At 71.4% G+C, this 25,551-nt stretch carries 23 protein-coding genes, 2 tRNA genes and 3 pseudogenes; 12 read left to right on the top strand and 16 right to left on the bottom strand.

Annotated elements, in window-relative coordinates; translation table 11 throughout:
* Positions 1-85: 85 nt before the first annotated feature.
* From QSK45_RS14100 to QSK45_RS14090, 3 genes are all read right to left on the bottom strand, one after another.
* Positions 86-595, bottom strand: coding sequence for a MarR family winged helix-turn-helix transcriptional regulator (locus QSK45_RS14100; RefSeq protein WP_285556645.1), 510 nt, complete (start codon positions 593-595; stop codon positions 86-88).
* A gap of 454 nt (positions 596-1,049) precedes the next feature.
* A complete protein-coding gene (locus QSK45_RS14095) occupies positions 1,050-2,486 on the bottom strand; it encodes an MFS transporter (RefSeq protein ID WP_285556644.1) in 1,437 nt (478 codons plus the stop codon).
* Positions 2,487-2,856: 370 nt separating this feature from the next.
* Positions 2,857-2,940 (bottom strand) — tRNA-Leu (locus QSK45_RS14090).
* Positions 2,941-3,585: 645 nt separating this feature from the next.
* Between QSK45_RS14090 and QSK45_RS14085 the strand changes: the two genes are divergently transcribed.
* From QSK45_RS14085 to pknB, 6 genes are all read left to right on the top strand, one after another.
* Complete coding sequence (locus tag QSK45_RS14085; protein ID WP_285556643.1) at positions 3,586-4,458, top strand: FHA domain-containing protein; 873 nt, start codon at positions 3,586-3,588, stop codon at positions 4,456-4,458.
* Positions 4,459-4,468: 10 nt separating this feature from the next.
* The gene (locus QSK45_RS14080) at positions 4,469-5,002 is read left to right on the top strand and encodes an FHA domain-containing protein FhaB/FipA (protein ID WP_285556641.1); all 534 of its coding nucleotides are present in this window, start codon (positions 4,469-4,471) and stop codon (positions 5,000-5,002) included.
* 140 nt (positions 5,003-5,142) lie between these two features.
* A complete protein-coding gene (locus QSK45_RS14075) occupies positions 5,143-6,705 on the top strand; it encodes a Stp1/IreP family PP2C-type Ser/Thr phosphatase (protein WP_285556639.1) in 1,563 nt (520 codons plus the stop codon).
* 27 nt (positions 6,706-6,732) lie between these two features.
* Positions 6,733-8,181, top strand: coding sequence for an FtsW/RodA/SpoVE family cell cycle protein (locus QSK45_RS14070; RefSeq protein ID WP_285556637.1), 1,449 nt, complete (start codon positions 6,733-6,735; stop codon positions 8,179-8,181).
* A complete protein-coding gene (locus QSK45_RS14065) occupies positions 8,178-9,653 on the top strand; it encodes a peptidoglycan D,D-transpeptidase FtsI family protein (protein ID WP_285556635.1) in 1,476 nt (491 codons plus the stop codon). The genes QSK45_RS14070 and QSK45_RS14065 overlap by 4 nt, the downstream gene beginning before the upstream one ends.
* 170 nt (positions 9,654-9,823) lie before the next feature.
* A complete protein-coding gene (gene pknB / locus QSK45_RS14060) occupies positions 9,824-11,815 on the top strand; it encodes a Stk1 family PASTA domain-containing Ser/Thr kinase (RefSeq protein ID WP_285556633.1) in 1,992 nt (663 codons plus the stop codon).
* Between the two features lie 100 nt (positions 11,816-11,915).
* On the opposite strand, the gene QSK45_RS14055 is transcribed toward pknB, so the two are convergent.
* From QSK45_RS14055 to QSK45_RS14030, 6 genes and pseudogenes are all read right to left on the bottom strand, one after another.
* Positions 11,916-12,677 (bottom strand): class E sortase, encoded by a 762-nt coding sequence (locus tag QSK45_RS14055; protein ID WP_285556631.1) that lies wholly within the window; start codon positions 12,675-12,677, stop codon positions 11,916-11,918.
* Positions 12,678-12,690: 13 nt separating this feature from the next.
* The gene (locus tag QSK45_RS14050) at positions 12,691-13,731 is read right to left on the bottom strand and encodes a class E sortase (protein WP_395483363.1); all 1,041 of its coding nucleotides are present in this window, start codon (positions 13,729-13,731) and stop codon (positions 12,691-12,693) included.
* Entirely contained in the window at positions 13,728-14,366 is a 639-nt protein-coding gene (locus QSK45_RS14045) for an aminodeoxychorismate/anthranilate synthase component II (RefSeq protein WP_285556630.1), read from the bottom strand. Before QSK45_RS14045 ends, QSK45_RS14050 begins: the two co-directional genes overlap by 4 nt.
* Complete coding sequence (locus tag QSK45_RS14040; RefSeq protein ID WP_285556629.1) at positions 14,363-14,524, bottom strand: hypothetical protein; 162 nt, start codon at positions 14,522-14,524, stop codon at positions 14,363-14,365. The genes QSK45_RS14045 and QSK45_RS14040 overlap by 4 nt, the downstream gene beginning before the upstream one ends.
* Before the next feature lie 61 nt (positions 14,525-14,585).
* Positions 14,586-14,822 (bottom strand): annotated as a pseudogene (locus QSK45_RS14035) (class E sortase); the annotation flags it as partial.
* Between the two features lie 7 nt (positions 14,823-14,829).
* Positions 14,830-15,618 carry a DUF881 domain-containing protein gene (locus QSK45_RS14030; RefSeq protein ID WP_285556627.1) on the bottom strand — a complete coding sequence of 263 codons (789 nt, stop codon included), beginning with the start codon at positions 15,616-15,618 and terminating at the stop codon, positions 14,830-14,832.
* A gap of 152 nt (positions 15,619-15,770) precedes the next feature.
* Here QSK45_RS14030 and crgA point away from each other — a divergent pair, with 152 nt between their 5' ends.
* Entirely contained in the window at positions 15,771-16,025 is a 255-nt protein-coding gene (gene crgA / locus QSK45_RS14025) for a cell division protein CrgA (RefSeq protein ID WP_046423655.1), read from the top strand.
* A 269-nt stretch (positions 16,026-16,294) separates the two neighbouring features.
* Here crgA and QSK45_RS14020 read toward each other — a convergent pair whose 3' ends face one another.
* Together QSK45_RS14020 and QSK45_RS14015 are read right to left on the bottom strand one after the other, a co-directional pair.
* Positions 16,295-17,215: a rhomboid family intramembrane serine protease gene (locus tag QSK45_RS14020; RefSeq protein WP_285556622.1), complete on the bottom strand. Its 921-nt coding sequence runs from the start codon at positions 17,213-17,215 to the stop codon at positions 16,295-16,297.
* Positions 17,216-17,309: 94 nt separating this feature from the next.
* On the bottom strand, positions 17,310-17,840 hold the full coding sequence (locus QSK45_RS14015; RefSeq protein WP_285556621.1) for a peptidylprolyl isomerase: 531 nt from the start codon (positions 17,838-17,840) through the stop codon (positions 17,310-17,312).
* Positions 17,841-18,033: 193 nt separating this feature from the next.
* Between QSK45_RS14015 and QSK45_RS14010 the strand changes: the two genes are divergently transcribed.
* Positions 18,034-18,699 (top strand): DUF5324 family protein, encoded by a 666-nt coding sequence (locus tag QSK45_RS14010; protein ID WP_285556619.1) that lies wholly within the window; start codon positions 18,034-18,036, stop codon positions 18,697-18,699.
* Between the two features lie 135 nt (positions 18,700-18,834).
* Here the strand turns inward: QSK45_RS14010 and QSK45_RS14005 are convergent, their stop codons facing one another.
* Positions 18,835-19,263, bottom strand: a complete 429-nt coding sequence (locus QSK45_RS14005) for a DUF7144 family membrane protein (RefSeq protein ID WP_285556618.1) — start codon at positions 19,261-19,263, stop codon at positions 18,835-18,837.
* 670 nt (positions 19,264-19,933) lie between these two features.
* Between QSK45_RS14005 and QSK45_RS14000 the strand changes: the two are divergent.
* Positions 19,934-20,301 (top strand): annotated as a pseudogene (locus QSK45_RS14000) (hypothetical protein); the annotation flags it as partial.
* Here the strand turns inward: QSK45_RS14000 and QSK45_RS13995 are convergent.
* Positions 20,282-20,824, bottom strand: a complete 543-nt coding sequence (locus QSK45_RS13995) for a DUF4232 domain-containing protein (protein ID WP_285556617.1) — start codon at positions 20,822-20,824, stop codon at positions 20,282-20,284. The pseudogene QSK45_RS14000 and the gene QSK45_RS13995 sit on opposite strands and share 20 nt — an antisense overlap.
* Positions 20,825-20,868: 44 nt before the next feature.
* On the opposite strand from QSK45_RS13995, the pseudogene QSK45_RS38520 reads away from it, so the two are divergent.
* Positions 20,869-21,309 (top strand): annotated as a pseudogene (locus tag QSK45_RS38520) (MmyB family transcriptional regulator); the annotation flags it as partial.
* Positions 21,310-21,478: 169 nt separating this feature from the next.
* Here QSK45_RS38520 and QSK45_RS13990 read toward each other — a convergent pair.
* Positions 21,479-21,551 (bottom strand) — tRNA-Ala (locus QSK45_RS13990).
* A 183-nt stretch (positions 21,552-21,734) separates the two neighbouring features.
* On the opposite strand from QSK45_RS13990, the gene QSK45_RS13985 reads away from it, so the two are divergent.
* The gene (locus QSK45_RS13985; RefSeq protein WP_285556615.1) at positions 21,735-22,283 is read left to right on the top strand and encodes a helix-turn-helix domain-containing protein; all 549 of its coding nucleotides are present in this window, start codon (positions 21,735-21,737) and stop codon (positions 22,281-22,283) included.
* A gap of 75 nt (positions 22,284-22,358) precedes the next feature.
* A complete protein-coding gene (locus tag QSK45_RS13980; RefSeq protein WP_285556614.1) occupies positions 22,359-23,675 on the top strand; it encodes a serine/threonine-protein kinase in 1,317 nt (438 codons plus the stop codon).
* On the opposite strand, the gene QSK45_RS13975 is transcribed toward QSK45_RS13980, so the two are convergent.
* Complete coding sequence (locus QSK45_RS13975; RefSeq protein ID WP_285556613.1) at positions 23,639-24,979, bottom strand: hypothetical protein; 1,341 nt, start codon at positions 24,977-24,979, stop codon at positions 23,639-23,641. The genes QSK45_RS13980 and QSK45_RS13975 overlap by 37 nt on opposite strands.
* A gap of 193 nt (positions 24,980-25,172) precedes the next feature.
* Positions 25,173-25,301, bottom strand: a complete 129-nt coding sequence (locus QSK45_RS13970) for a DLW-39 family protein (RefSeq protein ID WP_003999697.1) — start codon at positions 25,299-25,301, stop codon at positions 25,173-25,175.
* Between the last annotated feature and the right edge of the window lie 250 nt (positions 25,302-25,551).

Raw genomic sequence — 25,551 nt, 5'->3', positions numbered from 1 at the left:
GAGACCGCGTCAGCCCCTGTGGACAACCCCGCCGGTTGTGGACGACCCGCCCGCCACGGGCGGGTTCGGCGCCGCACCGCCGAGTTCACCGCTCCGGCGTGCCCTCCCCCGCCTCCGCGCCGAGGTTCTCCGCCAGCCGGAACAGCGCGGGCAGGGCGTTCCCGATGGCCTCGCGCGAGTCGTCGTCCAGTGCGCCGAGCGCGGCGTCGATGCGGCGTTCATGCGCGGTGGTCCAGGCCGCGAGCTTCTCGCGGCCCGCGTCGGTGAGGGTGACGACGGAGGCCCGGCGGTCGGCGGCGTCGACGTCCCGCGCGACCAGCCCTGCGCTGATCATCTGACCGATCAGCCCGCTGACCGTGCTCGGCGCCAGGCGGCGGCGCGCGGCGAGGTCGCTGATCCGCGCGGGCGAGTGCTCACCGAGCACCTGGAGCAGCTCGACCTGCGCCATGGGAAGGGTCTCCCACGGATAGTCCGTGCGGATCGAGGAGCGCAGCGCGCGGCGCAGCCGGGTGACGGCCTCGGTGAGCAGACGGGCCTCGGGCGCCCGGACGGCGGGGCGGGGCGCGGAGACGTCGGGACGTGGCTGCGCGGACATGCGGAAAGCGTAGCCGGGCGGTGTCCAAGGACGGCCGGTCCGTCCGGGGCTCGGACGGCCGACGGCACACGCGCCCCCACCGGTACCCGCACCGGCACGGGCATCAGCAGCCGGGACCGGAAGCGGAAACGGAAGCGAAAACGGAACCCGGCACCGGCACCGGGAGGCCGGCACCACGACTACCGATCCGCCGGCACCGAGCCGCTTCCGACGACACCCCGAGGCATTCCCTCCGAACGCCCCCGCACGGCCCCCGCACGGCCCCGAGGAGTTCCGCGGACGCCCGGAACAACCGGCCCCGGACCCGCCGCAGGACACGCCCCTCGGGGCCGCCCCTAGGCCCCTCCCGCGACCGCCAGACACCTCGACGCCCTCCCGCAGCGCCCCTACGCCCCTCCCGCGACCGCCACTACGCCCCCTCCCCGCGGCACCTCCGCCCCTTCCCCCTACGCCCCTACGCCCCCTCCCGCGGACCGGACCAAGCCGCCACCACCGCGACCACCGACGCCATCACGAGAACCACAGCGGCCCCCCGGACCCCGCCCCGCAGGTCCCCGCCGCCCCCGACCTGCAACGCCAGCGTCACCAGCGCGACCCCCAGCGCGGTGCCCAGCCCCCGCGTCATGTTCACGAGCCCCCCGCCCGTCCCGGACGACCGCGCGGGTATCGCGCCCATGATCAACGCGTTGTTGGCCGGGGTGAACATCCCGAGCCCCAGCCCGGTGACCGCGAGCACCGGCACCAGCCCACCGACACCCGGGGGCACGACCAGCAGCGCGGCCGTCGCCGCGGTGAAGACCGCCGCCCCCGCCAGACACCGCCCCCGGTCCGAGAGGCGGCGCGGCAGCACCCGGTCGCCCCCGGTCGCCGCCAGCGCGAACCCGGCCGGCAGAGCGGTGAGCACCAGCCCCGCCGTCAGCGCGGAGGCTCCGCGCGCGGTGAGCACGACGGGCACCAGCACCAGCGGTCCGAACAGCACCAGGTAGCCGCTCAGGGCGCCCACCAGGCCGTACGCCACCGCCCGTACCCGCAGCAGGGCGAGGTCGAGCAGCGGCGCGGCCGCCCGTCGCTGGCGCCGGACGAAGCCCAGGGCCGCCGCCGCCGCGACCGCGGACAACGCGACCACGCCCCAGCCGGGCACCGGCAGCCCGGAGGCCGCGGAGACGCCCGTCAGGGCGCCGGTGGTCGCCACGGCCAGCAACAGCAGGCCCGGCCAGTCGAAGCGGGCGACCCGGGTACGGGCGCGGGTACGGGGCAGCAGATAGTGCCCGCCGACGAGCGCGACGACGCCGACGGGCACGTTCACCCAGAACACCCAGCGCCAGCCGAGCGTCGACACCAGGGCCCCGCCCACCGTCGGCCCCAGGGCCAGTCCCAGGGCCTGGGCGGCGGCCTGCACCCCGAGGGCGCTGCGCATCCGCGTGCGCGGCGCGCTCGTGGTCACCAGCGCCACGCTGTTGGCCTGCATCAGGGCCGCCCCGGCCGCCTGGACGACGCGGAACGCCACGAGGGCCCAGAGCGAGGGCGCGAAGCCGCAGGCGGCGGAGGCGAGGGTGAAGACCGCGAAGCCGTACAGGTAGAGCAGCTTGCGGCCATGGGCGTCGGCCAGCCGGCCCGCGGGCACCAGCAGCGCCACCAGGGCCAGCAGATAGGCCAGCGAGACCCATTCGACGGCCGCGAGCGAGGCATGGAAGTCCGCGCGCAGACCGCCGTAGGTGAGCGTGACGATGCTGGCGTCCAGCTGGCCCATGAACGCGCCGAAGCACACCGTGCCCACGGCCAGCCACCAGCTGTTCGGCCACGTGCGGATCACCTCGGGGCGGGGCCGCTCCGCGGTGAGCAGGGCGAGCCCGCGCCGCGGGGACGGGTGCGGTCGCGCGCCGGTGGCCATGCCCCCAGATTACATCGGTCACCGAAATACTTGGTCAGCGTCCTATCTCGGTCACCACACCCCGAGACGGCGAGGGCCGCGGAGGCCGCCTGTCACCCCCTGACGAAGAAGATCCACGAGCGGGCGCCGGGAGGCGATCGCCCAGCGTCCCGCGGCACGTCCCCGCGTACGACACACCGCCATGTCGCCGACGCCCCGGCCGAGTCGCGCGGGACGATCCCGAACCGCCTCCCGCCACACCCCCGTTGACCGGCGAGGGACTCCAGGACGTGAGATGGCTCACTGACCACCGGACCAGACCCCGCAGGAAACGACAAAAGAACCGGGCCTCCGCGGTGACTTTCGTCACCGCGGAGGCCCGGTCTCGTTGTGCGCGAGGGGGGAGTTGAACCCCCACGCCCTTGCGGGCACTGGAACCTGAATCCAGCGCGTCTGCCTATTCCGCCACCCGCGCATTGGGTGTGTCTTCCGGGTTTCGCCCTTTCGGGCTGGCCCCTTCCGACATGCAGAACATTAGCACGTCGTACGGGGTGGGTTCACATCCCTTTCCCGGTGGCCCCGGACACCGCCGACCCCGCCCGCGGGCACCCTTCCCCGGACCGCACCGCCTCCGGACGCCACCACCGCCACCCCTCACCGGCAACCACCGACCACCGACCCCGGCCGCACCACCCCACCCCACCCGGCCGCCCCTCCGCGCCCACCGTCCTCCCGTTCCCGGGGCACGTCCCCGGCACCGCTTACCTGCGCCCCCGGACCGTGACCGTCCCCACACCCGTGACCATCCGCACAGCGTCACGCCGTCCGAGCGCGTATCAAGGAGTGCCGGTTCACGTATCAACCTCGTACCGGTCCCGGCCATCTCCCCAGGAGAGGGACGGGTCCGGGTCCGCGTGCGGGACACTGGTCCTCGCCCGGCTCTACGATCCATGCCGGGGAGGAGTTCGGAGCGGAGCGGCTGGGGGAACCGGCTGTTTGCCGGGGGCGTGGATACGATCAGTAAGCAGTACCGGCGGTACCCGGCAAGGCAACGCACCGAGCACCACCCGCACCACACCGAGCAGGGCAAGGAACCGACAAGGGACGGAGGAGGTGCCCCATGGGAGTCCTGAAGAAGTTCGAGCAGCGTCTCGAAGGTCTGGTGAACGGCACCTTCGCCAAGGTCTTCAAGTCCGAGGTCCAGCCTGTGGAGATCGCCGGCGCGCTCCAGCGGGAGTGCGACAACAACGCGACCATCTGGAACCGCGACCGCACCGTCGTACCCAACGACTTCATCGTGGAGCTCAGCGCGCCCGACTACGAGCGCCTCAGCCCCTACTCCGGGCAGCTCGGCGACGAGCTGGCCGGCATGGTGCGTGACTACGCGAAGCAGCAGCGCTACACCTTCATGGGCCCGATCAAGGTGAACCTGGAGAAGGCCGAGGACCTGGACACCGGGCTCTACCGGGTGCGCTCGCGCACCCTCGCCTCCTCCAGCAACCAGCAGGCCGGCCCCGCCCAGGGACCGGGCCCCTCGGCACCCGCGGGCCGCCCCGGACAGGGCGGCCAGGGCGGATACGGCTATCCGCCCGCCATGCCCGCCGGCGCGCCCCCCATGCCCGCCGCCCCGCCGCCCGGCGCCCGCCCCGGCGGCTACGGCTACCCGCAGCCCGCCACCCAGCGCCCCGCGGCCGCCCCGATGAGCGGCGGGCGCACCCGCTACTGGATCGAGATCAACGGCACCCGCCACCAGATCTCCCGGGCGACCCTCGTACTGGGCCGCAGCACCGAGGCAGACGTGCGGATCGACGATCCCGGCGTCTCCCGCCGGCACTGCGAGATCCGGACCGGCACGCCCTCGACGATCCAGGATCTCGGCTCCACCAACGGCATCGTGGTGGACGGGCAGCACACCACCCGCGCTACGCTCCGCGACGGCTCGCGGATCGTCGTGGGCAGCACCACCGTTATCTATAGGCAAGCCGAAGGGTGAAGCGGGGGCAATGTCAGAGCTGACCCTCACGGTCATGCGGCTGGGTTTCCTGGCCGTACTGTGGCTGTTCGTGATCGTGGCCGTGCAGGTCATCCGCAGCGACCTGTTCGGTACGCGCGTCACCCAGCGCGGATCGCGTAGGGAGGCCGGGCGGGCCCAGCCCGCGGGCGGCCGACAGGCCGCCCGGCAGCAGGCCACGCCCCCGCAGCAGCGCGGTCAGCAGGGCGGCGGCGGCCGGCGCGGGCGCAACGCCCCGAGCAAGCTGGTCGTGACCGAAGGCACCCTGACCGGCACCACCGTCGCGCTCCAGGGCCAGACCATCACGCTGGGCCGGGCGCACGACTCCACGATCGTGCTGGACGACGACTACGCCTCCAGCCGCCATGCCAGGATCTACCCCGACCGCGACGGACAGTGGATCGTCGAGGACCTGGGGTCGACCAACGGCACCTACCTGGACCGGTCCCGGCTGACGACTCCCACGCCGATCCCGCTGGGCGCGCCGATCCGCATCGGCAAGACCGTCATCGAGCTGCGGAAGTAGTGCGACATCATGAGTGAGCGCGAGCGGAGCGAGCACGCGGCGGAGGACCGCCTTCCGGTCCCCGGCGCGCTCCCGACCGGAGGGTGGGCAGTGTGGCTCGACACGACCGGCTGCATTCGGAGCCGACGGGCGAGGTGCGCATGAGTCTGTCACTGCGCTTTGCCGCCGGTTCGCACAAGGGCATGATCCGCGAGGGCAACGAGGACTCCGGTTACGCCGGCCCGCGCCTGCTCGCCATCGCCGACGGCATGGGCGGCCAGGCGGCCGGCGAGGTCGCCTCCTCCGAGGTGATCTCCACCCTGGTCACGCTCGACGACGACGTGCCCGGCTCCGACATCCTCACCTCCCTCGGCGTGGCCGTGCAGCGCGCCAACGACCAGCTGCGCTCCATGGTCGAGGAGGACCCCCAGCTCGAAGGCATGGGCACCACGCTCACCGCGCTGCTGTGGACGGGCCAGCGGCTCGGTCTGGTGCACGTCGGCGACTCGCGCGCCTACCTGCTGCGCGACGGGGTACTCACGCAGATCACCCAGGACCACACCTGGGTGCAGCGGCTCGTGGACGAGGGCCGGATCACCGAGGAGGAGGCCACCACCCATCCGCAGCGCTCGCTGCTGATGCGCGCCCTCGGCAGCGGTGACCACGTCGAGCCCGACCTCTCCATCCGCGAGGTCCGCGCCGGCGACCGTTACCTGATCTGCTCCGACGGCCTGTCCGGCGTCGTCTCCCACCAGACGATGGAGGAGACCCTCGCCAGCTACCAGGGCCCGCAGGAGACCGTGCAGGAGCTGATCCAGCTCGCGCTGCGCGGCGGCGGCCCGGACAACATCACCGTCATCGTGGCCGACGTCCTCGACCTGGACACCGGCGACACCCTCGCGGGCCAGCTGTCCGACCAGCCGGTCGTCGTCGGCGCCGTCGCCGAGAACCAGAGCCACCTGCACGACAACGGGATCATGCAGACCCCGGCCGGCCGCGCCTCCCACCTGGGCCGACAGAGCCACGGCGGCGGCGAGTTCGGCCCGCCCGGCTCCGGCGACACCACCGGCTACCTCCCGGCGGGCAGCTTCGACGACTACGCCGACGGCGACTTCACCAAGCCCCGCAAGGGCCGCACCTGGCTGAAGGCATCCCTCTACAGCGCCCTCGCCCTCGCGGTCATCGGCGGCGGCCTCTACGGCGGCTACCGCTGGACGCAGACGCAGTACTACGTCGGCGCCAACGAGGAGCACGTCGCGCTGTACCGCGGGATCAGCCAGGACCTGGCCTGGGTGTCGCTGTCGAAGATGCAGCAGGACCACCCGGAGATCGAACTCAAGTACCTGCCGTCGTACCAGCAGAAGCAGGTCAAGGCGACGATCGCCGAGGGCGGCCTCAAGGAGGCCCAGTCGAAGATCCAGGAGCTCGCCGTGCAGGCCTCCGCCTGCAAGAAGGAGACCGAGCGTCAGGACGCCGAGCGCACCCAGCCCGCCAAGCCGGGCAGGACCGGCGGCACCAAGAACACCGCGGGCAGCGCCACCGGCACCGTGACCCGTACCGCCTTCACCCAGACGACCGCGACCACGAACCCGAAGGCGTCCCCGTCCACGGGCACCCCGGGATCTTCGAAGTCTCCGTCCACGACCCCGTCCGCGACCCCCAGCCCCGGCCCCACCCTCTCGGAGGATGAGCAGAAGGTCGTCTCGCTGTGCGGTAAGCAGTAGGCAAGCCGTGAGAGGCCCTGTCACACGATGAGCAGTACGACTAACTCGCCGACGCACCACACGTCCACCATCGGCGCGATCGGCGCGCCGAGCCGCCGCAACACCGAGCTGGCCCTGCTGATCTTCGCGGTGCTCATCCCGGTGTTCGCCTACGCCAACGTGGGTCTGGCCCTCGACAACCGGGTGCCCGCCGGCCTGCTGAGCTACGGCCTGGGGCTCGGCCTGCTGGCCGGCGTGGCCCATCTCGTCGTACGGAAGTTCGCCCCGTACGCCGACCCGCTGCTGCTGCCGCTGGCCACCCTGCTCAACGGCCTCGGACTCGTCGCCATCTGGCGGCTCGACCAGTCCAAGGCGCTCCAGCAGATCCATGTCGCAGGCGGCAAGGCCACCAACCAGCTCATGTACACGGCGATGGGCATCGCCCTGTTCGTGGCCGTCCTGTACTTCCTCAAGGACCACCGCACGCTTCAGCGTTACACCTACATCTCGATGGTGTGCGCGCTGATCCTTCTGCTGCTCCCGCTGGTGCCGGGCCTCGGCACCAACGTCTTCGGCGCCAAGATCTGGATCCACGTCGGCAGCTTCAGCATCCAGCCCGGTGAGTTCGCCAAGATCGTGCTGACGATCTTCTTCGCCGGCTATCTGATGGTGAAGCGCGACGCGCTGGCTCTCGCCAGCCGCCGCTTCATGGGCCTCTACCTGCCGCGTGGCCGCGACCTCGGACCGATCCTCGTGGTCTGGGCGATGTCCATCCTGATCCTGGTCTTCGAGACCGACCTCGGTACGTCGCTGCTGTTCTTCGGCATGTTCGTGATCATGCTGTACGTCGCCACCGAGCGGACCAGCTGGATCGTCTTCGGTCTGCTGATGTCCGCGGTCGGCGCCGTCGGCGTGGCGAGCTTCGAGCCGCACATCCAGACCCGTGTGCAGGCCTGGCTCAACCCGATGCGCGAGTACAAGCTCAGCCGGATGGTGACCCACGACGGCATCGCCCACTCCGACCAGCTCCAGCAGGCCCTGTGGGCCTTCGGCTCCGGCGGCACCCTCGGCACCGGCTGGGGCCAGGGCCACTCCGAGCTGATCAAGTTCGCCGCCAACTCCGACTTCATCCTCGCGACCTTCGGCGAGGAGCTGGGCCTGGCCGGCCTCATGGCGATCCTGCTGATCTACGGCCTGATCGCGGAACGCGGCGTGCGCACCGCCCTCGCCGCCCGCGACCCGTTCGGCAAGCTGCTCGCCATCGGCCTCTCCGGCGCCTTCGCGCTCCAGGTCTTCGTCGTGGCCGGCGGTGTGATGGGCCTCATCCCGCTGACCGGTATGACCATGCCGTTCCTCGCGTACGGCGGTTCCTCCGTGATCGCCAACTGGGCGCTCATCGGCGTCCTGATCCGCATCAGCGACACCGCCCGCCGCCCGGCCCCGACCCCCGCAGCCAACCCCGACGCCGAGATGACCCAGGTGGTCCGCCCGTCATGAACAAGCCCCTGCGCCGGATCGCGATCTTCTGCGGCCTGCTCATCCTGGCCCTGCTCGTCCGCGACAACTACCTGCAGTACGTCAAGGCGGACAGCCTGCGCAGCGACCCGCTCAACCGCCGGGTCGCCATCGAGCGGTACTCCGCGCCGCGCGGCGACATCATCGTGGACGGCGACCCGGTGACCGGCTCGGTCGAGCTCAAGCACGGCGACTTCAAGTACAAGCGCACGTACAAGAACGGGCCCATGTGGGCTCCGGTGACCGGTTTCTCCTCCCAGGCCTTCGGCGGCACCCAGCTGGAGAACCTGGACGACGGCATCCTCACCGGCAACGACGACCGGCTCTTCTTCCGCAACACCCTGGACATGATCACGGGCAAGCCCAAGCAGGGCGGCAATGTCGTCACCACGCTCAACGGCGCCGCGCAGAAGGCCGCGTACGACGGCCTGAAGGCCCAGGGCGGCAAGGGCGCGGTCGTCGCGCTCGAACCGTCCACCGGCAAGATCCTGGCTCTGGCCTCGTACCCGTCGTACGACCCCTCGACCTTCGCGGGGAACACCAACGACGACGCCAAGGCCAGGAACAAGCTCCTGAAGGAGAACAACCCGGCCGACCCGACGCTCAACCGGGCGCTGCGCGAGACCTACCCGCCGGGCTCCACCTTCAAGGTCGTCACCGCCGCCGCGGCGCTGGAGAACGGGAAGTACACCTCGGCCGACCAGCCGACCGACTCCCCGCTGCCGTACATCATGCCGGGCACCACGACCCCGCTGCCCAACGAGGGCAACCTGCCCTGCAGGAACGCCACCATGCGGGTCGCGCTCCAGTACTCCTGCAACACCGTCTTCGGCAAGATCGGCGCCGACCTCGGCAACGACAAGATGCTGGCGGAGGCGAAGAAGTTCGGCTTCGACGCGCAGCAGTTCACCCCGGTGCGCTCCAACGCCTCGGTGTTCTCCGACAACATGAACACCTCGCAGACCGCGCTGTCCTCCATCGGGCAGTACAACACCGCCGCCACCCCGCTGCAGATGGCCATGGTCGCCTCGGCGGTCGCCAACGACGGCCGGCTGATGAAGCCGTACATGGTGGACGAGCTGGAGTCCTCCTACCTCGACCCGGTGGAGAAGACCAAGCCGCAGGAGATGAGCCGGCCGCTGTCGCCGCAGAACGCGCAGATCCTGCAGTCGATGATGGAGACCGTGGTCAAGCAGGGCACCGGCACCAACGCCCAGATCCCCGGCGTCGTCGTCGGCGGCAAGACGGGTACCGCCCAGCACGGCGTGGCCAACAGCGCCAACCCCTACGCCTGGTTCATCTCCTACGCGAGGCTCCCCGACGGCAGCTCCCCGGTGGCCGTGGCCGTCGTCGTCGAGGACGAGCACGCCAACCGTGACGACATCTCCGGCGGCGGCCTGGCCGCGCCGATCGCGAAGAGCGTGATGGAGGCGGTCATCAAATCCAAGAAGTGACGCCCATCACATCCCCTTCACAACGATGCACGTTGCGATACCGGTCCGATATCGGGATCCGGGCTTGGCCAGGTCATACAAAGCGAGCCGGGTACCGTAGGCCCGGACGGCAGCCTCGGCGCACATCCGATGTGACGTCCGAGACCGACGGAGAGGGCTGGTAGGTAGCTATGGAAGAGCCGCGTCGCCTCGGCGGCCGGTACGAGCTGGGCCACGTGCTCGGCCGTGGTGGCATGGCCGAGGTCTACCTCGCGCATGACACCCGGCTCGGCCGCACCGTGGCGGTGAAGACGCTGCGCGCGGACCTCGCGCGCGACCCGTCCTTCCAGGCCCGGTTCCGCCGGGAGGCCCAGTCGGCCGCCTCGCTCAACCATCCCGCGATCGTCGCCGTCTACGACACCGGCGAGGACTACATCGACGGGGTGTCCATCCCGTACATCGTGATGGAGTACGTCGACGGCTCCACGCTGCGTGAGCTGCTGCACTCCGGCCGCAAGCTGCTGCCGGAGCGCGCCATGGAGATGACCATCGGCATCCTCCAGGGCCTTGAGTACGCCCATCGCAACGGCATCGTCCACCGCGACATCAAGCCGGCCAACGTGATGCTGACCCGCAACGGTCAGGTCAAGGTGATGGACTTCGGCATCGCCCGCGCGATGGGCGACTCCGGCATGACGATGACGCAGACCGCGGCGGTCATCGGCACGGCCCAGTACCTCTCGCCGGAGCAGGCCAAGGGCGAGCAGGTCGACGCCCGCTCCGACCTGTACTCCACGGGCTGCCTCCTCTACGAACTGCTGACCGTCCGTCCGCCCTTCGTCGGCGACTCCCCGGTGGCCGTGGCCTACCAGCACGTCCGCGAGGAGCCTCAGGCGCCCTCCGTCTTCGACCCCGAGATCACCCCCGAGATGGACGCGATCGTCCTCAAGGCGCTGGTCAAGGACCCGAACTACCGCTACCAGTCGGCCGACGAGATGCGCGCCGACATCGAGGCGTGCCTGGACGGGCAGCCGGTCGGCGCCACCGCCGCGATGGGCGCGGCCGGTTACGCCGGCTACGGCGACGACCAGGCGACCGCGGCACTGCGCCCGGAGTCGCCCGCGGCCGCCACGACGATGCTGCCGCCGATGAACCCGGACGACGGCGGCTTCGGCTACGACGACCGCCCCGACCGGCGCCGCCAGCAGCCGAAGAAGACGAACACGTCCACGATCCTGCTGATCGTCGCGGGCGTGCTGGTGCTCGTCGGCGCCATCCTGATCGGCAAGTACGCGTTCAGCGGGCACGGGGTGAACGACAAGCCCTCGGTGCCCAATTTCGTCGGCATGTCGGAGAAGGACGCCCGCAACACCGCGGGGAACGTCGACCTGAAGGTCAGCGTCTCCGACCGCAAGCCCTGCGAGGACCAGCCCAAGGGCCTCGTGTGCTCGCAGACCCCGGAGAAGGGCACCAAGGTCGCCAAGAACACCACCGTCGAGCTGGTGATCTCCACGGGCGCGCCCAAGGTGACCGTGCCGGACGTCCGGGGCATCCAGTACGACCAGGCCGAGGCCCAGCTCAAGGACAAGGGCTTCAACGTCGAGCGCAAGGACGTGGTGTCGGCCCAGACGCCGGGCGTGGTCACCGAGCAGAACCCGCAGGGCGGCACCAGCCAGCAGAAGGGCACCACGATCACCCTCACCGTCGCCAAGGCGGAGGAGAAGGTGACCATCCCGAGCGACGTCATCGGCAAGTCCTGTGACGAGGCCAAGGCCGAGCTTCAGGGCATGGGCCTGGTGCCGACCTGCAGCGACCAGCCGACGAACAACCCGGACGACGACGGCAAGGTCCTGGCGACCAACCCGGCGGCCGGTCAGCAGGTGGCCAAGAACACGCCGATCGCCGTCAACGTCGGCAAGGCGCAGGGCGGCCAGGTCCAGGTCCCGGGCATCCTCGGCAAGAAGCTCGGCCAGGTGAAGCAGATGCTCGCCCAGGCCGGCCTGTCGCTCGGCACCGTCCAGGGCGCGAACGACGACAACGCGCTCGTGATCAGCTCGAACCCGCAGCAGGGCACCCCGGTCAACCAGGGGCAGGCCATCGACGTGACCACCATGGGCGGCAACCCGGGCAACGGAGGCGGCGACAACGGGGGCACCAACATCTTCGGCGGTGTCAGCGGCTGACGGCCGCACGGACCGCGAGGACACGAGTGGGCCCCTGCCGGAGGATTCCGGCAGGGGCCCACTCACCTGTTCCGAGGACGGTCAGCTGTTCCGAGGACGGTCAGCGCAGTTCCGCCGGTGGCGTGCGCTTGCTGTCGACCTTCTGCACCCGGACCAGTTCGCCCCACACGATGTAGCGGTAGCGCGAGGTGTAGACGGGGGTGCAGGTGGTCAGCGTGATGTAGTGGCCGGGCTTCTTCCAGCCGGACTCCTTGGGGACCGCGTCGACGACGCCGACGTCGTACTTCGAGGTCTCGGGGAGGATCGAGGCGACCTTGTAGACGTACCACTCGTCCCGCGTCTCGAAGACGATCGGGTCGCCCTTGCGCAGCTTGTCGATGTTGTGGAACTTGGCGCCGTGGCCGTCGCGGTGAGCGGCGAGGGCGAAGTTCCCCTTCTTGCCGGTCATGGGGAGCACGGCCTCGACCGGGTCGGTGTAGTAGCCGGCGACGCCGTTGTTGAGGACGTCGGTGCTGGTGCCCTTCTCGACCAGGACCGAGCCGTTCTTCATCGCGGGCACGTGCAGGAAGCCGATGCCGTCCTTGGTGTCCAGCGCGCCGGGCCCGGTGTCCGTGCTCCGCGCCCAGTGCTCGCGCACCTTCTCGGCCTGCTTGTCGGCCTTGCGGTCCGCCAGGACGTTCGTCCACCACAGCGAGTAGACGACGAAGAGGCCGAGCAACAGGCCCACGGTGATGAGCAGTTCGCCGAAGACACTGACGGCCTGCGCGATCCTGCCCGGACGCCGGCGTCGCCCGGCGGGCTCCGGACCGGGCGCGGCAGTGCTTTCCTCGGTCTCTTCGTTCTCGTCGGCGGTGGCTGCCACAGTGTCCTAGCCCTTACTCGATGAGCGCGTCCGGCTTGCCCTTGCTGCGGGGGCGTACCTCGACCATCTTGCCCCAGACGATCAGCCGGTACTTGCTGGTGAACTCCGGTGTACAGGTGGTCAGCGTGATGTAGCGCCCGGGACGGGTGAAGCCCGAGCCCTTCGGGACGGGGTCCAGCACGCTGGTGTTGGACGGCGAGGTGACCGGCAGTGTCGACGTCACCTTGTAGACGTAGTAGGTGTCCTGGGTCTCGACCACCACGGGGTCACCGGGCGTGAGCCGGTTGATGTACCGGAACGGCTCGCCGTGGGTGTTGCGGTGTGCCGCGAGCCCGAAGTTGCCGGTCCTGGCGTCGGGCATCGCCGTCTTCAGCGGCGCCTCGCCGTAGTGCCCGACCATGCCCTTGTCGAGGACCCGGGTGGTGCTGACGCCCTCCGCGATCGGCGCCACGACGTCCAGCTTGGGGATGTGCAGGATGGCGAAGCCCTGTCCGGGCGCGAAGACCCCGGGGTTGCGCTTGCCGTTCGCCCAGTCGTCCTGGAGCTGGTGGGCCTCGCTGGAGGACTGCGCGTGCGCGCGGACGTTGGTCCACCACAGCTGGTAGGTGACGAACAGCAGCATCAGCACGCCGGTGGTGATGAACGCCTCGCCGATCACCCGGCTCGCGATCACTCCCGGGCCGGGCTTGGCCAGCCGCGCCCGCCGCCGGGCCTCGACCCGGGTCAGCGGGCGGTCGGGGTCGGACTCCGTCCAGGTCGGAGAGACCTTCGCGGCGGGCGGGCCCGAGGCCGCCGGCTCCCGGTGCCCGGCACGGCGCCCGCCGCGCCGCTTGGCCGCCTTTCTGCGGGCCGCGCGGCCGCCGAGGGCCGGTCCGATCGCGGACGGGGCCGAGGGGGCTCCAGAGGCCCCTGTGGGCCCGGCGGACGCCGGGCCGGCCACCCGCAGCGCCATGGTCTCCGCGTCGAAGGGAGGTTCATGAGGCGCACCGTCGTGGGACTCGTACGGTTCCCCGCCGCCGTACAAGTCCTCGCGCTCGGGGCGCAGGGCGGTCACGCCGTGGCCCTGCCCACCACCGGGGCGAGCCCCGCCGACCTCGCCACGGCGTCCTGGTCGCCGCACTCCACCAGCCAGTTGGCCAGCATCCGGTGCCCGTGCTCGGTCAGCACCGACTCCGGGTGGAACTGCACGCCCTCGACGGGCAGTTCACGGTGGCGCAGGCCCATGATGATGCCGTCGTGCGTGCGGGCCGTGACCTCCAGCTCGGCCGGGACCGTCGCGGGCTCGGCGGCCAGGGAGTGGTAGCGGGTCGCGGTGAAGGGTGAGGGCAGTCCGGCGAAGACGCCCTTGCCCTCGTGCTCGACCGGGGAGGTCTTGCCGTGCAGCAGCTCGGGCGCCCGGTCCACCACCCCGCCGTACGCCACCTGCATGGACTGCATGCCCAGGCAGACGCCGAAGACCGGCACCCCGGTGGCCGCGCAGTGGCGGACCATCTCCACGCAGACGCCGGCCTGCTCGGGGGTGCCGGGTCCGGGCGACAGCAGGACGCCGTCGAAGCCGTCCTGGGCGTGCGCGGTCGACACCTCGTCGTTGCGCAGCACCTCGCACTCGGCGCCCAGCTGGTACAGGTACTGGACGAGGTTGAAGACGAAGCTGTCGTAGTTGTCCACGACGAGAATGCGCGCACTCACTGGTTGTCCACCGTCACATCGTTGAAGGGCAGCAGCGGCTCGGCCCAGGGGAAGACGTACTGGAAGAGGACGTACACCACGGCCAGCACCAGGACGACGGAGACCAGCAACTTCACCCATACGTTTCCCGGCAGATGCCGCCAGATCCAGCCGTACATGCCGTCCTTGCCGTCCCTTCCGTATCCCTACGGCACCAGACACACGCCGTACGTCACCAGACTAGCGGCGCGGCGCGTCCGGTTCGCCTGACTTCACAGGCCGGGTGGAGTCCGGACGCGCCCGGACGCGCGTGTCCGGACTTCCGTGGCACAGGGTCGGTGACGCCGATGCCGGTCGGGGAGGATTTGCAGGGTCCTTTGTCGATCCGATACGTGAACCAGGTGGTCCCGCCGGTGCGCACCACCGCGTCGCCCGGCCGCGGATCGGGAAGTCCTCGGACGGGTCGCCGTACGTCCGCGGTCGGCTACGGCACGGGCTTCGCGTAGTGGAGGTCGACCGTGCCGGAGTAACCCGGAAGAGTCACCGTGCCGTCGTCGGTGACTTTCCAGCCGAGGCCGTAGACGTTGACGTACACCATGTACGTCTGGATCGCCTTGCTGTCCGCGAGCGCCCGCTGGAGCCGCCCCGGGTCCCCGATCGCCGTGATCTTGTAGGGCGGCGAGTAGACGCGGCCCTGGAGGATCAGCGTGTTGCCGACGCAGCGGACCGCGCTGGTGGAGATCAGCCGCTGGTCCATGACCTTGATGCCCTTGGCGCCGCCCTGCCACAGGGCGTTCACCACGGCCTGGAGGTCCTGCTGGTGGATGACCAGGTAGTCGGGCTGCGGCGGGGGATATCCGGGAAGCTTGGCGGTGGCGTTCGGCGGGGCGTCGTTCAAGGTCACGGTGACGGCCCTGCCGGTGAGCTTCCGGGTGCCCGCGGTCTTCTCCAGGCCGGTGAGCCGCCGGTCCTGCGCCTCGGTGCTGCCGCCGTCGCTCCTGGCCAGGGACTCCACGCCCCCGCGCAGGGAGGCGTTGGACTCGTCCAGGTCCTTGTTCTTGCGGCTGCGCTGCTGGATCAGGTCGGACAGCTTCAGCAGGGAGCCGTCCTGGCGGATGTCGGTGCCCTTGGCCGTGTCGAAGCTGGTGAAGAAGATCAGCCCCGCGAGCGCGAAGACGGCCGCGGTGAGCATCCGCACCGGGCGCACCCGAGGCCCACGGCGGGGGCCGGAACCCATTGCTCCCGTACCGGGGGAGTCGGCAGAATTGCTCAACGGACCCTTACTCTCCTTCGGCGCCACTGAAGCACTACGCTAACGGACGCCCGGGGGAGCACACAGAGTCGTCATGTTGGCCACTTGTACGCTGCCCGAGCCCGACCCAGTTACCTGCGCGGCCACGCAGCGCATCGACAGGAGAGACCCTCGTGCCGAAGTCACGTATCCGCAAGAAGGCCGACTTCACGCCGCCGCCGGCGAAGCAGGCCGCGGCGATCAAGCTGAACAGCCACGGCTGGGTCGCCCCTGTCATGCTGGCCATGTTCGTCATCGGCCTGGCCTGGATCGTCGTCTTCTATGTGACCGACGGCTCGCTGCCCATCGACGCGCTGGACAACTGGAACATCGTGGTCGGCTTCGGCTTCATCGCCGCCGGGTTCGGCGTCTCCACGCAGTGGAAGTAGGGCGGTCCGCCAGCCGCCGCGGGGCTCTGCCCATGGCTTCTCCGCTGAGTTATCCACAGGCCTGAGGATTTCCACATCCCCCTGGGGAAAAGACTACGATCTGTGGATAACTCACTGGGCGTTGACGCCGGTACGACTGCCCTACCGGTTGACACACACCCGTTCGCACCCCGTGCCACCTGCGGAAACACATCCGAGCGGTAAGGGGCGCAGCTGTTCCCGCACAGGGTGCACAAGATCCGGCACCCGTTGTGGACAACGGTTCGGTATCAGGTGAGCTGAGTCGTCCGGACCAGGGTGAGAACGGCCACAGCCACGAGCACCAGCGCACAGGTGCCGTACTGGACGAGCGCCCGGTTGCGGCGCGGGGCGTGCACCATGGCGTACCCGGTGACGACACCCGCCACCAGACCGCCGACGTGCGCCTCCCAGGCGATGTTGAAGCCCGGGGTGAAGGTGATGATCAGGTTGATCACCAGCAGGGCGAACAGCGGCCGCATGTCGTAGTTGAGCCGCCGCATCAGCACGCCGGTGGCACCGAAGAGGCCGAAGATCGCTCCGGAGGCGCCGAGCGACGGCGCGTTCGGGGCGGCGAGCAGATAGGTGAGCGCGCTGCCCGCGAAGCCCGAGACGAAGTACAGGGCGAGATAGCGGGCGCGGCCGAGGGCCGCCTCCAGAGGGCCGCCGATCCACCACAGGCTGAGCATGTTGAACAGCAGATGGGTGAACCCGGCATGCAGGAACATGGCGGTCAGCAGGCGGTAGTACTGCCCCTCGGCGATCCCCTGTACCCCCGGGAGCAGATGGGTGTACGCCTGCCCGATCATCTCGAACCGCTGGGTGAAGCTCTCGCCGACGGCCTGCTGCACCAGGAACAGGGCGATGTTGACCCCGATCAGCACCTTGGTGAACAGCCGGGGGTCCGCCGTCATGGTGCCGCCGGCCAGGGTGCGCGGGCGGGCCGCGGCCATCGAGCGCCCGGCGCCGGCGCCCGCCGGGGTGTCCGGGTGGGCGGGGCCGCCCCCGTGGACGCACTCGGGGCACTGGAAGCCGACGGAGGCGCTGACCATGCACTCGGGGCAGATGGGACGCTCGCAGCGGGTGCAGCGCACTCCGGTCTCACGGTCCGGGTGCCGGTAGCACACGGGCACGCTCCGGGCGTCCGGCGTGCTGCTTGCGACGTGGTCCATGATCCCTCGCTCCTCTGGCACTCCCCCGGCACATACCCCGCCCCGCCCATCCTTACGGACGAGCGGGGCGATTGGTTCCCCGTGGGGCGTTCCGTCAGCCCTCGCGGGTCTCGACGACGACCGAGTTGATCACGACGTCCTGGGCGGGACGGTCGTTACGACCGGTCTTCACGGCCGCGATCTCGTCCACGACCTTCTGGCTGGCGGGGTCGGTGACCTCGCCGAAGATCGTGTGCTTGCCGGTCAGCCAGGTGGTCGGCGCGACGGTGATGAAGAACTGCGAGCCGTTGGTACCCGGGCCGGCGTTGGCCATGGCCAGCAGGTAGGGCTTGTTGAAGGAGAGGTCCGGGTGGAACTCGTCCGCGAACTTGTAGCCCGGACCGCCGATGCCGCTGCCCAGCGGGTCGCCGCCCTGGATCATGAAGCCGCTGATGACACGGTGGAAGATCGTGCCGTCGTAGAGCGGGTCGGTGCTCTTCTTGCCGGTCTCCGGGTGGGTCCACTCGCGCTCGCCCTTGGCCAGCTCGACAAAGTTCCTGACCGTGACGGGCGCGTGGTTCGGCAGCAGCCGGACCTCGATGTCGCCGTGGTTGGTCTTCAGGGTGGCGTAAAGCTGCTCGGCCACGATCTGCCTTCCGTTGTCTTCCTGTGACGCTCCGATCCTCGCATGCATGGGCCCCCACGGCGCCAGTCGGCCAACCGAAGGAAGGAGCGGCACCCGTATGCCCGTCCGCGCATGCCGCATGGCGCGCGGACAGGCATGATCCGTAAATGGGTGGAAAGTCGAATTCCGTACGCCACCGAGGAGGAGGAAAACCGTGACCCGCATTGACAGCGTGCGCGCCGCGACCGGCTCGGCGAAGGACAGCGTGCTGCACGCCGCGGAAGTGGTGGCGCCTTACGCCGACACGGCCAAGGAGCGTGCCGCGTTCTACGCGCAGGAGGCACGCGTACGGCTGGCGCCCGTGGTGTCGCAGGCCGCCGAACAGGCCCGCGTGCAGTACGACGCCCGGCTCGCCCCGCGTCTGGAACAGGCTCGGCGCACCTGTGTCCCGCCGAAGGTGGACCTCGCCGCGCACGAGGCCGCCTGCCGTACCCGTAAGGCCGCCCGGCAGGCGGCCGAGTACTCCCGGCCCCGGATCGAGCACGCGATGGCCGCCGCCGCGCCCGTGGCGGACGAGGCCGCTGCCCGGGGCGCCGCCGCACTGGCCGCGCTGCGCGGTCAGGTCTCGGCGCGGGACATCCAGAAGCTGGCCCGGCGCAAGGCGCGCAGGTGCCGGGCTGGGCGTGCCGCGAAGATGCTGGCGCTGGCGGCCCTGGTGACGGGCGGCGCCTACGCGGCATGGAAGTGGTGGGACCGGCAGGCCAACCCCGAGTGGCTGGTCGAGCCGCCGGCCGCGACGGAGGTACCCGAGTCGGGCGGCGGCCTCGGCTCGGTGGACGGCAGCGGCTCGGTGGACGGCGGCGGCGACGAGCCGGCCTGAACAACGGGCCCGGGGAGCGGGCTCCTTCCCCGGGAGGAGCCCGTTTCACGTGAAACGTCCGCCGCGGCCGGTCGGTAGGAGGCCCGCGGCCGGTGGGAGGGCCCGCGGCCGGTCAGCCGGTCAGTGGGAGGGCGCCTACCGGGCGGTCTCGATGTGGGTCCTGGTCAGGGCGAAAAGGATCAACAGGTCCAGCGCCATCACGGGTATCGCCCACGCGGGGTAGTACGGGACGAACATGAACTGGGTGATCAGGCTGACGCCCGCTGCCACCATGCCGGCCCCGCGGCCCCAGCTCTTGCCGGCGAGCAGGCCGAAGGCCGCCACGACCAGCAACACGCCGATGACGAGGTGGATGATGCCCCAGGCCGTCAGGCCGAAGCCGTAGGCGTACCCGGTCGACGCGGCGAACAGGCTGTCGTTCGCGATGCCCGCCGCGCCCATGAGGATGCTGAGCGGCCCGCTGAGCATCAGCATGGCCCCGGCGGCCAGGGAAGCGCTGTCGACGGCAGGACCGCCCCCGGCCTCCCCGTGTCCGCGCTGTGTCTTGTTGGATATCGCCGCCATGGGCGTCGCCTTCCTGTGCGGCACGGCCCCGTACGCACAGCGGCCGTGCGAACCAGCCACGCTCTCCCTGACAGGATCACCGCAATCGGCCCACCCGGCGACCGGGGGCCCGCTTGCCGGGCGTGTGGATCACAGGTTCGTTCCGGTCGCGCGCGTCGCTCCGGCGCGCTCCGGGGGCCGGCCTCCACGGGGGGCGAACGTGACCGGGGAGGTGAGGTGGAGACACGGCCGTCGGGCGACTGCGGCCCGATCCACGCGCGGCCGTCGGTGTCCGCCCCGTCTTCCGACCGCCCCCGGCCGTCGGCGTCCCGGGCCGGCGCGACGGCACGCGCGGACGGCGCGGCGAGGGCGGCCAGGCGCAGGGCGGCGAACAGGGGGGCGAACAGGGCCGCCAGCAGCACCGTCAGCGCGGCGCTCGCCCGGCTCCGCGGTCGTGGTCTCATCGCATACGAGGAAAATCTCACGACCCATCTCCTACGGGATCGCACGCACCGTCCCCCGGCCGACACCCGTACCGCCCCCGGAAAACCCACCCGGTCGGCGGCGCCCGGCGCGCGCGGCTCGGTCAGTTCCGGTAACGGGCACGGCCCACGGCGGCGGCCACGGTCAGCGGGACGCCGAGGACCGCGGCCGTCAGGAACATCCCCGCGTAGGCGTGGTGTTCCGCGGGACCGGCGGCATCGGCGCGGACTCGGCCCTGGATTGCGTCGGCACCGCCGAGTCCACGCGGCAGGCCCCGCACTCGTCCCGCCCCGGCGGCAACGTCGGCGTCCCGCACGAGGTGGCCGTCGACGGACAGGAGCTGTTCTTCTCCCAGGTCGGCCTGCGCGGCGGCCCGGCACCCGGCCGCCGCTTCCTGCCCGACCTGATCGACCGCGTCCTGTCCGGCCGGATCCAGCCGGGCAGGGTCTCGACCTCGTCCTGCCCCTGGGCCAGGTCGCCGGGGGCTACCGGGCGACGGACGAGCGCCGCGCGGTCAAGGCCCCCCTGGCAGCCCCGACCGCGCGGCCCCGGGGGATTACTGCCCGACCGGGTTGAGATAGGTGCCCGGGTGGGTGGCGCCGTCCTGCTTCAGGATCTGGCCGCCGAACGGCCACTTCAGGGTGAAGTGCTTTGTCTCGTTCGGCGGGGTGACCAGGAACGTCGCGGGGACGAACTTCTCCTTCTGCGGCGTGGACCCGGCAACGGGGAGCAGGTTGATGCTGAAGTCCGTCGTGTCCCCCCGCCCCAGGGTGATCTTCGTGGGCCTCTTGGAGGAGCGCACCAGGGACCAGGTGCCGTCGGTCTTCTGGGCACCGACCATGTCGACACCGGCGAAGCCGGACAGGGTGCAGGTGCGGTTGCTCTTGTTGGTGAACCAGATGAACGCCTGCGTCTGCTTCCCGGCCCGCCCCATCTCCGGCTTCGCGTCGTCCCCGGTGGCGAAACCGGCCTTCAGGTCGGCGGTGTGGCAACGCGTCGGCGCGGCCTTGGCGGTGGCGGCCGAGGCCGGGACGGCGGCGACGGCGGTGCCGGCGGCGACGATCGCCGCAAGGGCCACGGTGGTCATTTTGGTCTTCATGACGTGTTCGGTTCCCCTCGAATACGACTCGGTGCGCGAGGTCAGTGCGCACCCACGCACCTGAAGACGCTCGATGTCCGGCGGAGGTTCGTTGCGCCGAGCAACCTTTCCGCGATCCACGACCCGCACCGGGACCTGCCGGCCTGGAACTCGGGGTACACGGCGCTGCTCACCGACCTGGCACGGCTGGCGCCCAGGCAGCGCAACCTGCTGTGGCCGGCCTTCCGCCGACCCCGAGCCGTACGCTGCCGGCCAGTTGGGAGCAGGAGGCGCGGAGTCTGCTCGGCCGGTTCCGGGCGAAGGCGGCCCGGCGTCCGGGGGACCGCCGCTATGCGGAGATCACCGGGGAACTGCCGGCCGACCCGGACGCGGCCCGCTGGTACGACCGGCACGAGACGTCGGCGTTCCATCCCGCCGTGCGCCATTTCCGGCACCCGGTGGCCGGGGACCTCCGGCTGCGGTACGTCAGGCTCGCCGCGGTGGACGAGCCGGGCGCCGGCCTACCTTCCCGACGACGAGGCGGCGAAGGAGGCGCTGAGGACGCTGGGGACGCTCGCCGGACGAACCGACGCCGCCGCGCACGGACGGGCGGACCGTGCGGAAAAAAGAACCCTCTGACCGACGTTTCCGCAGGTCAGAGGGTTCTTGAGGAAGTGGAGCCTAGGGGAGTCGAACCCCTGACATCCGCCATGCAAAGACGGCGCTCTACCAACTGAGCTAAGGCCCCGGGAAGGGAGTGGCTCCCGGCGGATGCGTGTCCCGGCCGGTGCCGGGGACCAGACTACCGGGTCACCCCCCGTATCCCGCAAAAAGATTGGGGGTCCCCGGGGATGACCACGCTCCGTAAGATGCTCAACCGTGGTTCGCTACAGCGAACCGCGGTATTCAGGGGAAGCGATGGGGAGACGCAATGGACGCCGCACAGCAGGAAGCCACCGCGAGAGCGAGAGAGCTTCAGCGGAACTGGTACGGAGAGCCGCTGGGGGCGCTCTTCCGTAAGCTGATCGACGATCTGGGGCTCAACCAGGCCCGTCTCGCCGCGGTCCTGGGGCTGTCCGCTCCCATGCTCTCGCAGCTGATGAGCGGCCAGCGGGCCAAGATCGGCAACCCCGCGGTGGTCCAGCGGGTGCAGCTGCTCCAGGAGCTGGCGGCACAGGTGGCGGACGGCAGTGTCAGCGCCGCCGAGGCGACCGAGCGGATGGACGAGATCAAGAAGTCCCAGGGGGGCTCGGTGCTGAGCAACACCACGCAGACGACGAACGGTTCGGGCGCGCCCACCGTCAAGCGGGTCGTCCGTGAGATCCAGTCGCTGCTGCGCTCGGTCGCCGCGGCGAGCGACATCATCGAGGCCGCGGACGCGCTCGCCCCGACCCAGCCCGAACTCGCCGAGTTCCTGCGGGTCTACGGCGCCGGCCGCACCTCCGACGCGGTCGCGCACTACCAGTCGCACCAGAACTGAACACCCGTCCGGCACAGGGGGAAGCCGGGAGGGGCGGGGGCCCGAGGGGCCCGAGGGGGAGGAGCTGCGGCAGTCATGGGTGAGATGTTCAACGGCCGGTACGAACTGGCCGACCCGATCGGGCGCGGCGGCGCGGGCGACGTATGGCGGGTCTGGGACCACCGGCGGCGGCGCTACGTGGCCGCCAAGGTCCTCCAGCAGCGCGACGCCCACTCCCTCCTGCGCTTCGTGCGCGAGCAGGCCCTGCGGATCGACCACCCCCATGTGCTCGCCCCGGCCAGCTGGGCCGCCGACGACGACCAGGTGCTGTTCACCATGGACCTGGTCGCCGGCGGCTCCCTCGTCCGCCTCGTCAACGACTACGGCCCCCTGCCGCCCGCGTTCGTGTGCGTCCTGCTCGACCAGCTGCTCTCCGGGCTCGCCGCCGTGCACGCGGAGGGCGTCGTGCACCGGGACATCAAGCCCGCCAACATCCTTCTGGAGGCGACCGGTACGGGCCGCCCGCGGCTGCGGCTCGGGGACTTCGGCATCGCCATGCGGTTCGGCGAGCCGCGCCTGACCGAGACCAACCTCGTGGTGGGAACACCCGGTTACCTCGCCCCGGAGCAACTCGCGGGCGCCGACCCGGACTACACGGCCGACCTGTTCGCCGTGGGCCTCGTCGCCCTTTATCTCCTCGAAGGCGCCAAACCCGACGCCGGTGAAATCGTCCGGTACTTCACGGAGCACGGCACACCGGGCGCGCCCAAGGGCATCCCCGGGCCGCTGTGGGAGGTCGTCGCCACGCTGCTCCAACCTGATCCGCAGGCGCGGTACCGCTCCGCCACGGGAGCGCGCAAGTCACTGGCCGCCGTCATCGAGCTCCTGCCGGAGCCGACCCTGGACGACGAACCGATCGAGATCTTCGACCAGCTCCCTCCCCTGCCTCCGGGATTCGGTCCCGACGGCCCCCCGAGGAGTTCGCCGAAGCCCGGTCCAAGCGCAGCCCCACCGCCGGACACCCCCTCCGGCACCGGCGACCTGTCGGACACCGGAAGCTTCCGCCTCCCGCCTCCCCCGGCCACCGACCCCACCCCACCCCCGCCTCTCACGCCGCCTCCCCCCGCCGCACCCCCGACGCCCACGCCCTTTCCACCGCCCACGCCCACGCCCACGCCCACGCCCACCTACGGCTCGTGGCCCCCGCACCCCGTGCGACCCGGCGACAGCATCACCGCCGCGTACACCGCCCCGGCCCCCCAGGCGCCCCCGCTCGCCGCGCCCCGCACCCCGGCCACCCACGGCCGCCGCGCGCGCCGCCGTCCCGGCCCTCCGGCCAAGGCCGTCGTCCCGATCCTCCTGCTGGCGCTGGCCTGCTACGCCGTGGGCTTCTGGGCGCTGACCCGCGTCTGAGCGCGCCGGACCGCCAGCGTCCAGCCGCCGAGCACCAGCAGCAGCGCGGTCCCCAGCCCGATCCCGCCGGCCGCGAGGGCCCGCATCCCCGCCGAGCCGTCGGCCCCGGCGCCTCCGTCGCCCTCGACCACCGTCGCCGGCCCGTCCGACGCCGAGGGCGTGAAGACGCCGTCCGGCTCGGGCCGCCCGGCATACCCCGGCCCGGCGTGCGCCCGGCCGTCCACGCGGACCCGCAGCGTCACCTCGTACGGCCCCTGCCCGAACGTCGCGGTCAGGCGGTCGCTGAGGTGCAGCACCAGGTAGTAGTCCCCGGCGAAGCGCAGGGCGGAGACCGCGGCGGGGGCGGCGTAGCGGTTCGCGTACTCGACGGGCGGGAGCGGGGCGAGGGCGACGGGTGCGCGGACGCCGGTGTAGCCGAGGGTGGCGTCGTCGGCCAGGCCGCGCACGGGGTCGTACAGGGAGAGGTCGAGCGCGCCGCCGACGTAGCCGTGCCCCGGCGTGCCGCCCAGTTCGGCGGAGGCCTGGAGCCGGCGGCCCCAGTCGAGCGGCACCTTGTAGAACTGGGTCCGGCCGGGCACGAGCGTGGTCCGCCAGACCCCCTGGCCCAGCGGCCGGGCCGTGGCGAAGCCCGCTCCGCCGGCGCGCTCGCGGGCCTCGCCGGTGAGCGGCTCGGGCGAGGCGGAGTCCCGGGACGGGGGCGCGCCGGTCGGCGCCGGGGAGGTGAGCCGGGGTTCCAGGGCGGGGGCCATCTCCAGGTCCCAGGGCGCCGACGTGCCCGTGTCCCCGGTGTCGAGGCGTTCGACCAGCACGGAGTACCTGCCCGCGCCCTGGCACAGGGCCCGGCCCGCCTCCCGCTTGCCGAGGGCGGTGACCGGACGCGGGCTGAGCCCGGCGCCGAAGCGGGCGGTGGCGTAGGAGCAGGCGGTGCCCTGCGCGTCCCGTACGGAGACCCGGATGCCGTCGGTGGAGGTGACGGTGGCGTGCGCGGGCGGTACGGCGGTGACGGGGACGTACGCCGTGGCCGCGGCGTCGGCGAGGTCGAGGCGATAGGTGAGCCTGCCGTGCGCGGGCAGCGAACCGCGGTAGACCCGCCCGGGGTCGAGCCGCGGTGCGTCGGCGGGGGAGGCCGTGCCGGTGACGGCGCGGGCGCCGGGGGCGAAGGCGTAGGACCCGGTGTCGGGGGCGGCCGTCGCGGCGGCGGCCGGCTGCAGGCCCGTACCGCACAGCCCGAGCGCCAGGATCACGGCGGCCCTACGCCCGCCCCACGCCGTACGCCTGCGCCCCCGCACGTGTGCACCCCCCATGTCACGGCCTCGTGGGCCCATCCTGCCCCGGGAGCCGCCGCGCCATCAGGGCAATGCGCCGGACCGTCCGAAAGACTGCGCCCCGACCCGCCCGGCGCGGCCGCGCGTACCCCGCCCCGCGCGACCCCGCAACCCCACGCAAAGACCCCGGCCGCTTGGTGCGACCGGGGCCTGCCGAAATCTGGAATCGGACTCACGAACCCGTGGGCACGGAGTCAGTCGCCTCCGTCCACAGGTCCTGCTCGGCGCGATCCGCCTGAATCTGGCGGTACACGAGGAGCCCGCCGATGGCGGCCAGTGCGACCAGGAGCAGCTTCTTCACCGCGCGACCTCGTCTTTCCTTGACGTAGGGGACCTCTGGCGCCCGACTATACACACCGTCCGATATCGATCGGTGACCTGCGCCGGGCCCCAACTCCGGCCCCTGCCAGCGCAATAGCGCAGGTCGGGGGCTGTTCCGATCGGAGGGTGAGCGCATCCCCACGGACGGTCACTTTGCTCCCCCTTCGCGCACGCTCACCGCGGTTTAGGGGTTTTCCGACCTTCTTACGGCCATCCGAGTGGTGTTCATC

Source organism: Streptomyces hygroscopicus subsp. hygroscopicus, assembly GCF_030269125.1.
Classification (GTDB): Bacteria; Actinomycetota; Actinomycetes; order Streptomycetales; family Streptomycetaceae; genus Streptomyces; species Streptomyces hygroscopicus_C.
Note: the sequence above shows the minus strand (reverse complement) of the source record. Positions and strands in the feature narration are given on the sequence as shown.

Coding starts and splice junctions, on each gene's coding strand:
- QSK45_RS14100 (WP_285556645.1), bottom strand. CDS start 595: ATGTCCGCGCAGCCACGTCCCGACGTCTCCGCGCCCCGCCCCGCCGTC.
- QSK45_RS14095 (WP_285556644.1), bottom strand. CDS start 2,486: ATGGCCACCGGCGCGCGACCGCACCCGTCCCCGCGGCGCGGGCTCGCC.
- QSK45_RS14085 (WP_285556643.1), top strand. CDS start 3,586: ATGGGAGTCCTGAAGAAGTTCGAGCAGCGTCTCGAAGGTCTGGTGAAC.
- QSK45_RS14080 (WP_285556641.1), top strand. CDS start 4,469: ATGTCAGAGCTGACCCTCACGGTCATGCGGCTGGGTTTCCTGGCCGTA.
- QSK45_RS14075 (WP_285556639.1), top strand. CDS start 5,143: ATGAGTCTGTCACTGCGCTTTGCCGCCGGTTCGCACAAGGGCATGATC.
- QSK45_RS14070 (WP_285556637.1), top strand. CDS start 6,733: ATGAGCAGTACGACTAACTCGCCGACGCACCACACGTCCACCATCGGC.
- QSK45_RS14065 (WP_285556635.1), top strand. CDS start 8,178: ATGAACAAGCCCCTGCGCCGGATCGCGATCTTCTGCGGCCTGCTCATC.
- pknB (WP_285556633.1), top strand. CDS start 9,824: ATGGAAGAGCCGCGTCGCCTCGGCGGCCGGTACGAGCTGGGCCACGTG.
- QSK45_RS14040 (WP_285556629.1), bottom strand. CDS start 14,524: ATGTACGGCTGGATCTGGCGGCATCTGCCGGGAAACGTATGGGTGAAG.
- QSK45_RS14020 (WP_285556622.1), bottom strand. CDS start 17,215: ATGGACCACGTCGCAAGCAGCACGCCGGACGCCCGGAGCGTGCCCGTG.
- QSK45_RS14005 (WP_285556618.1), bottom strand. CDS start 19,263: ATGGCGGCGATATCCAACAAGACACAGCGCGGACACGGGGAGGCCGGG.
- QSK45_RS13995 (WP_285556617.1), bottom strand. CDS start 20,824: ATGAAGACCAAAATGACCACCGTGGCCCTTGCGGCGATCGTCGCCGCC.
- QSK45_RS13985 (WP_285556615.1), top strand. CDS start 21,735: ATGGACGCCGCACAGCAGGAAGCCACCGCGAGAGCGAGAGAGCTTCAG.
- QSK45_RS13980 (WP_285556614.1), top strand. CDS start 22,359: ATGGGTGAGATGTTCAACGGCCGGTACGAACTGGCCGACCCGATCGGG.
- QSK45_RS13975 (WP_285556613.1), bottom strand. CDS start 24,979: ATGGGGGGTGCACACGTGCGGGGGCGCAGGCGTACGGCGTGGGGCGGG.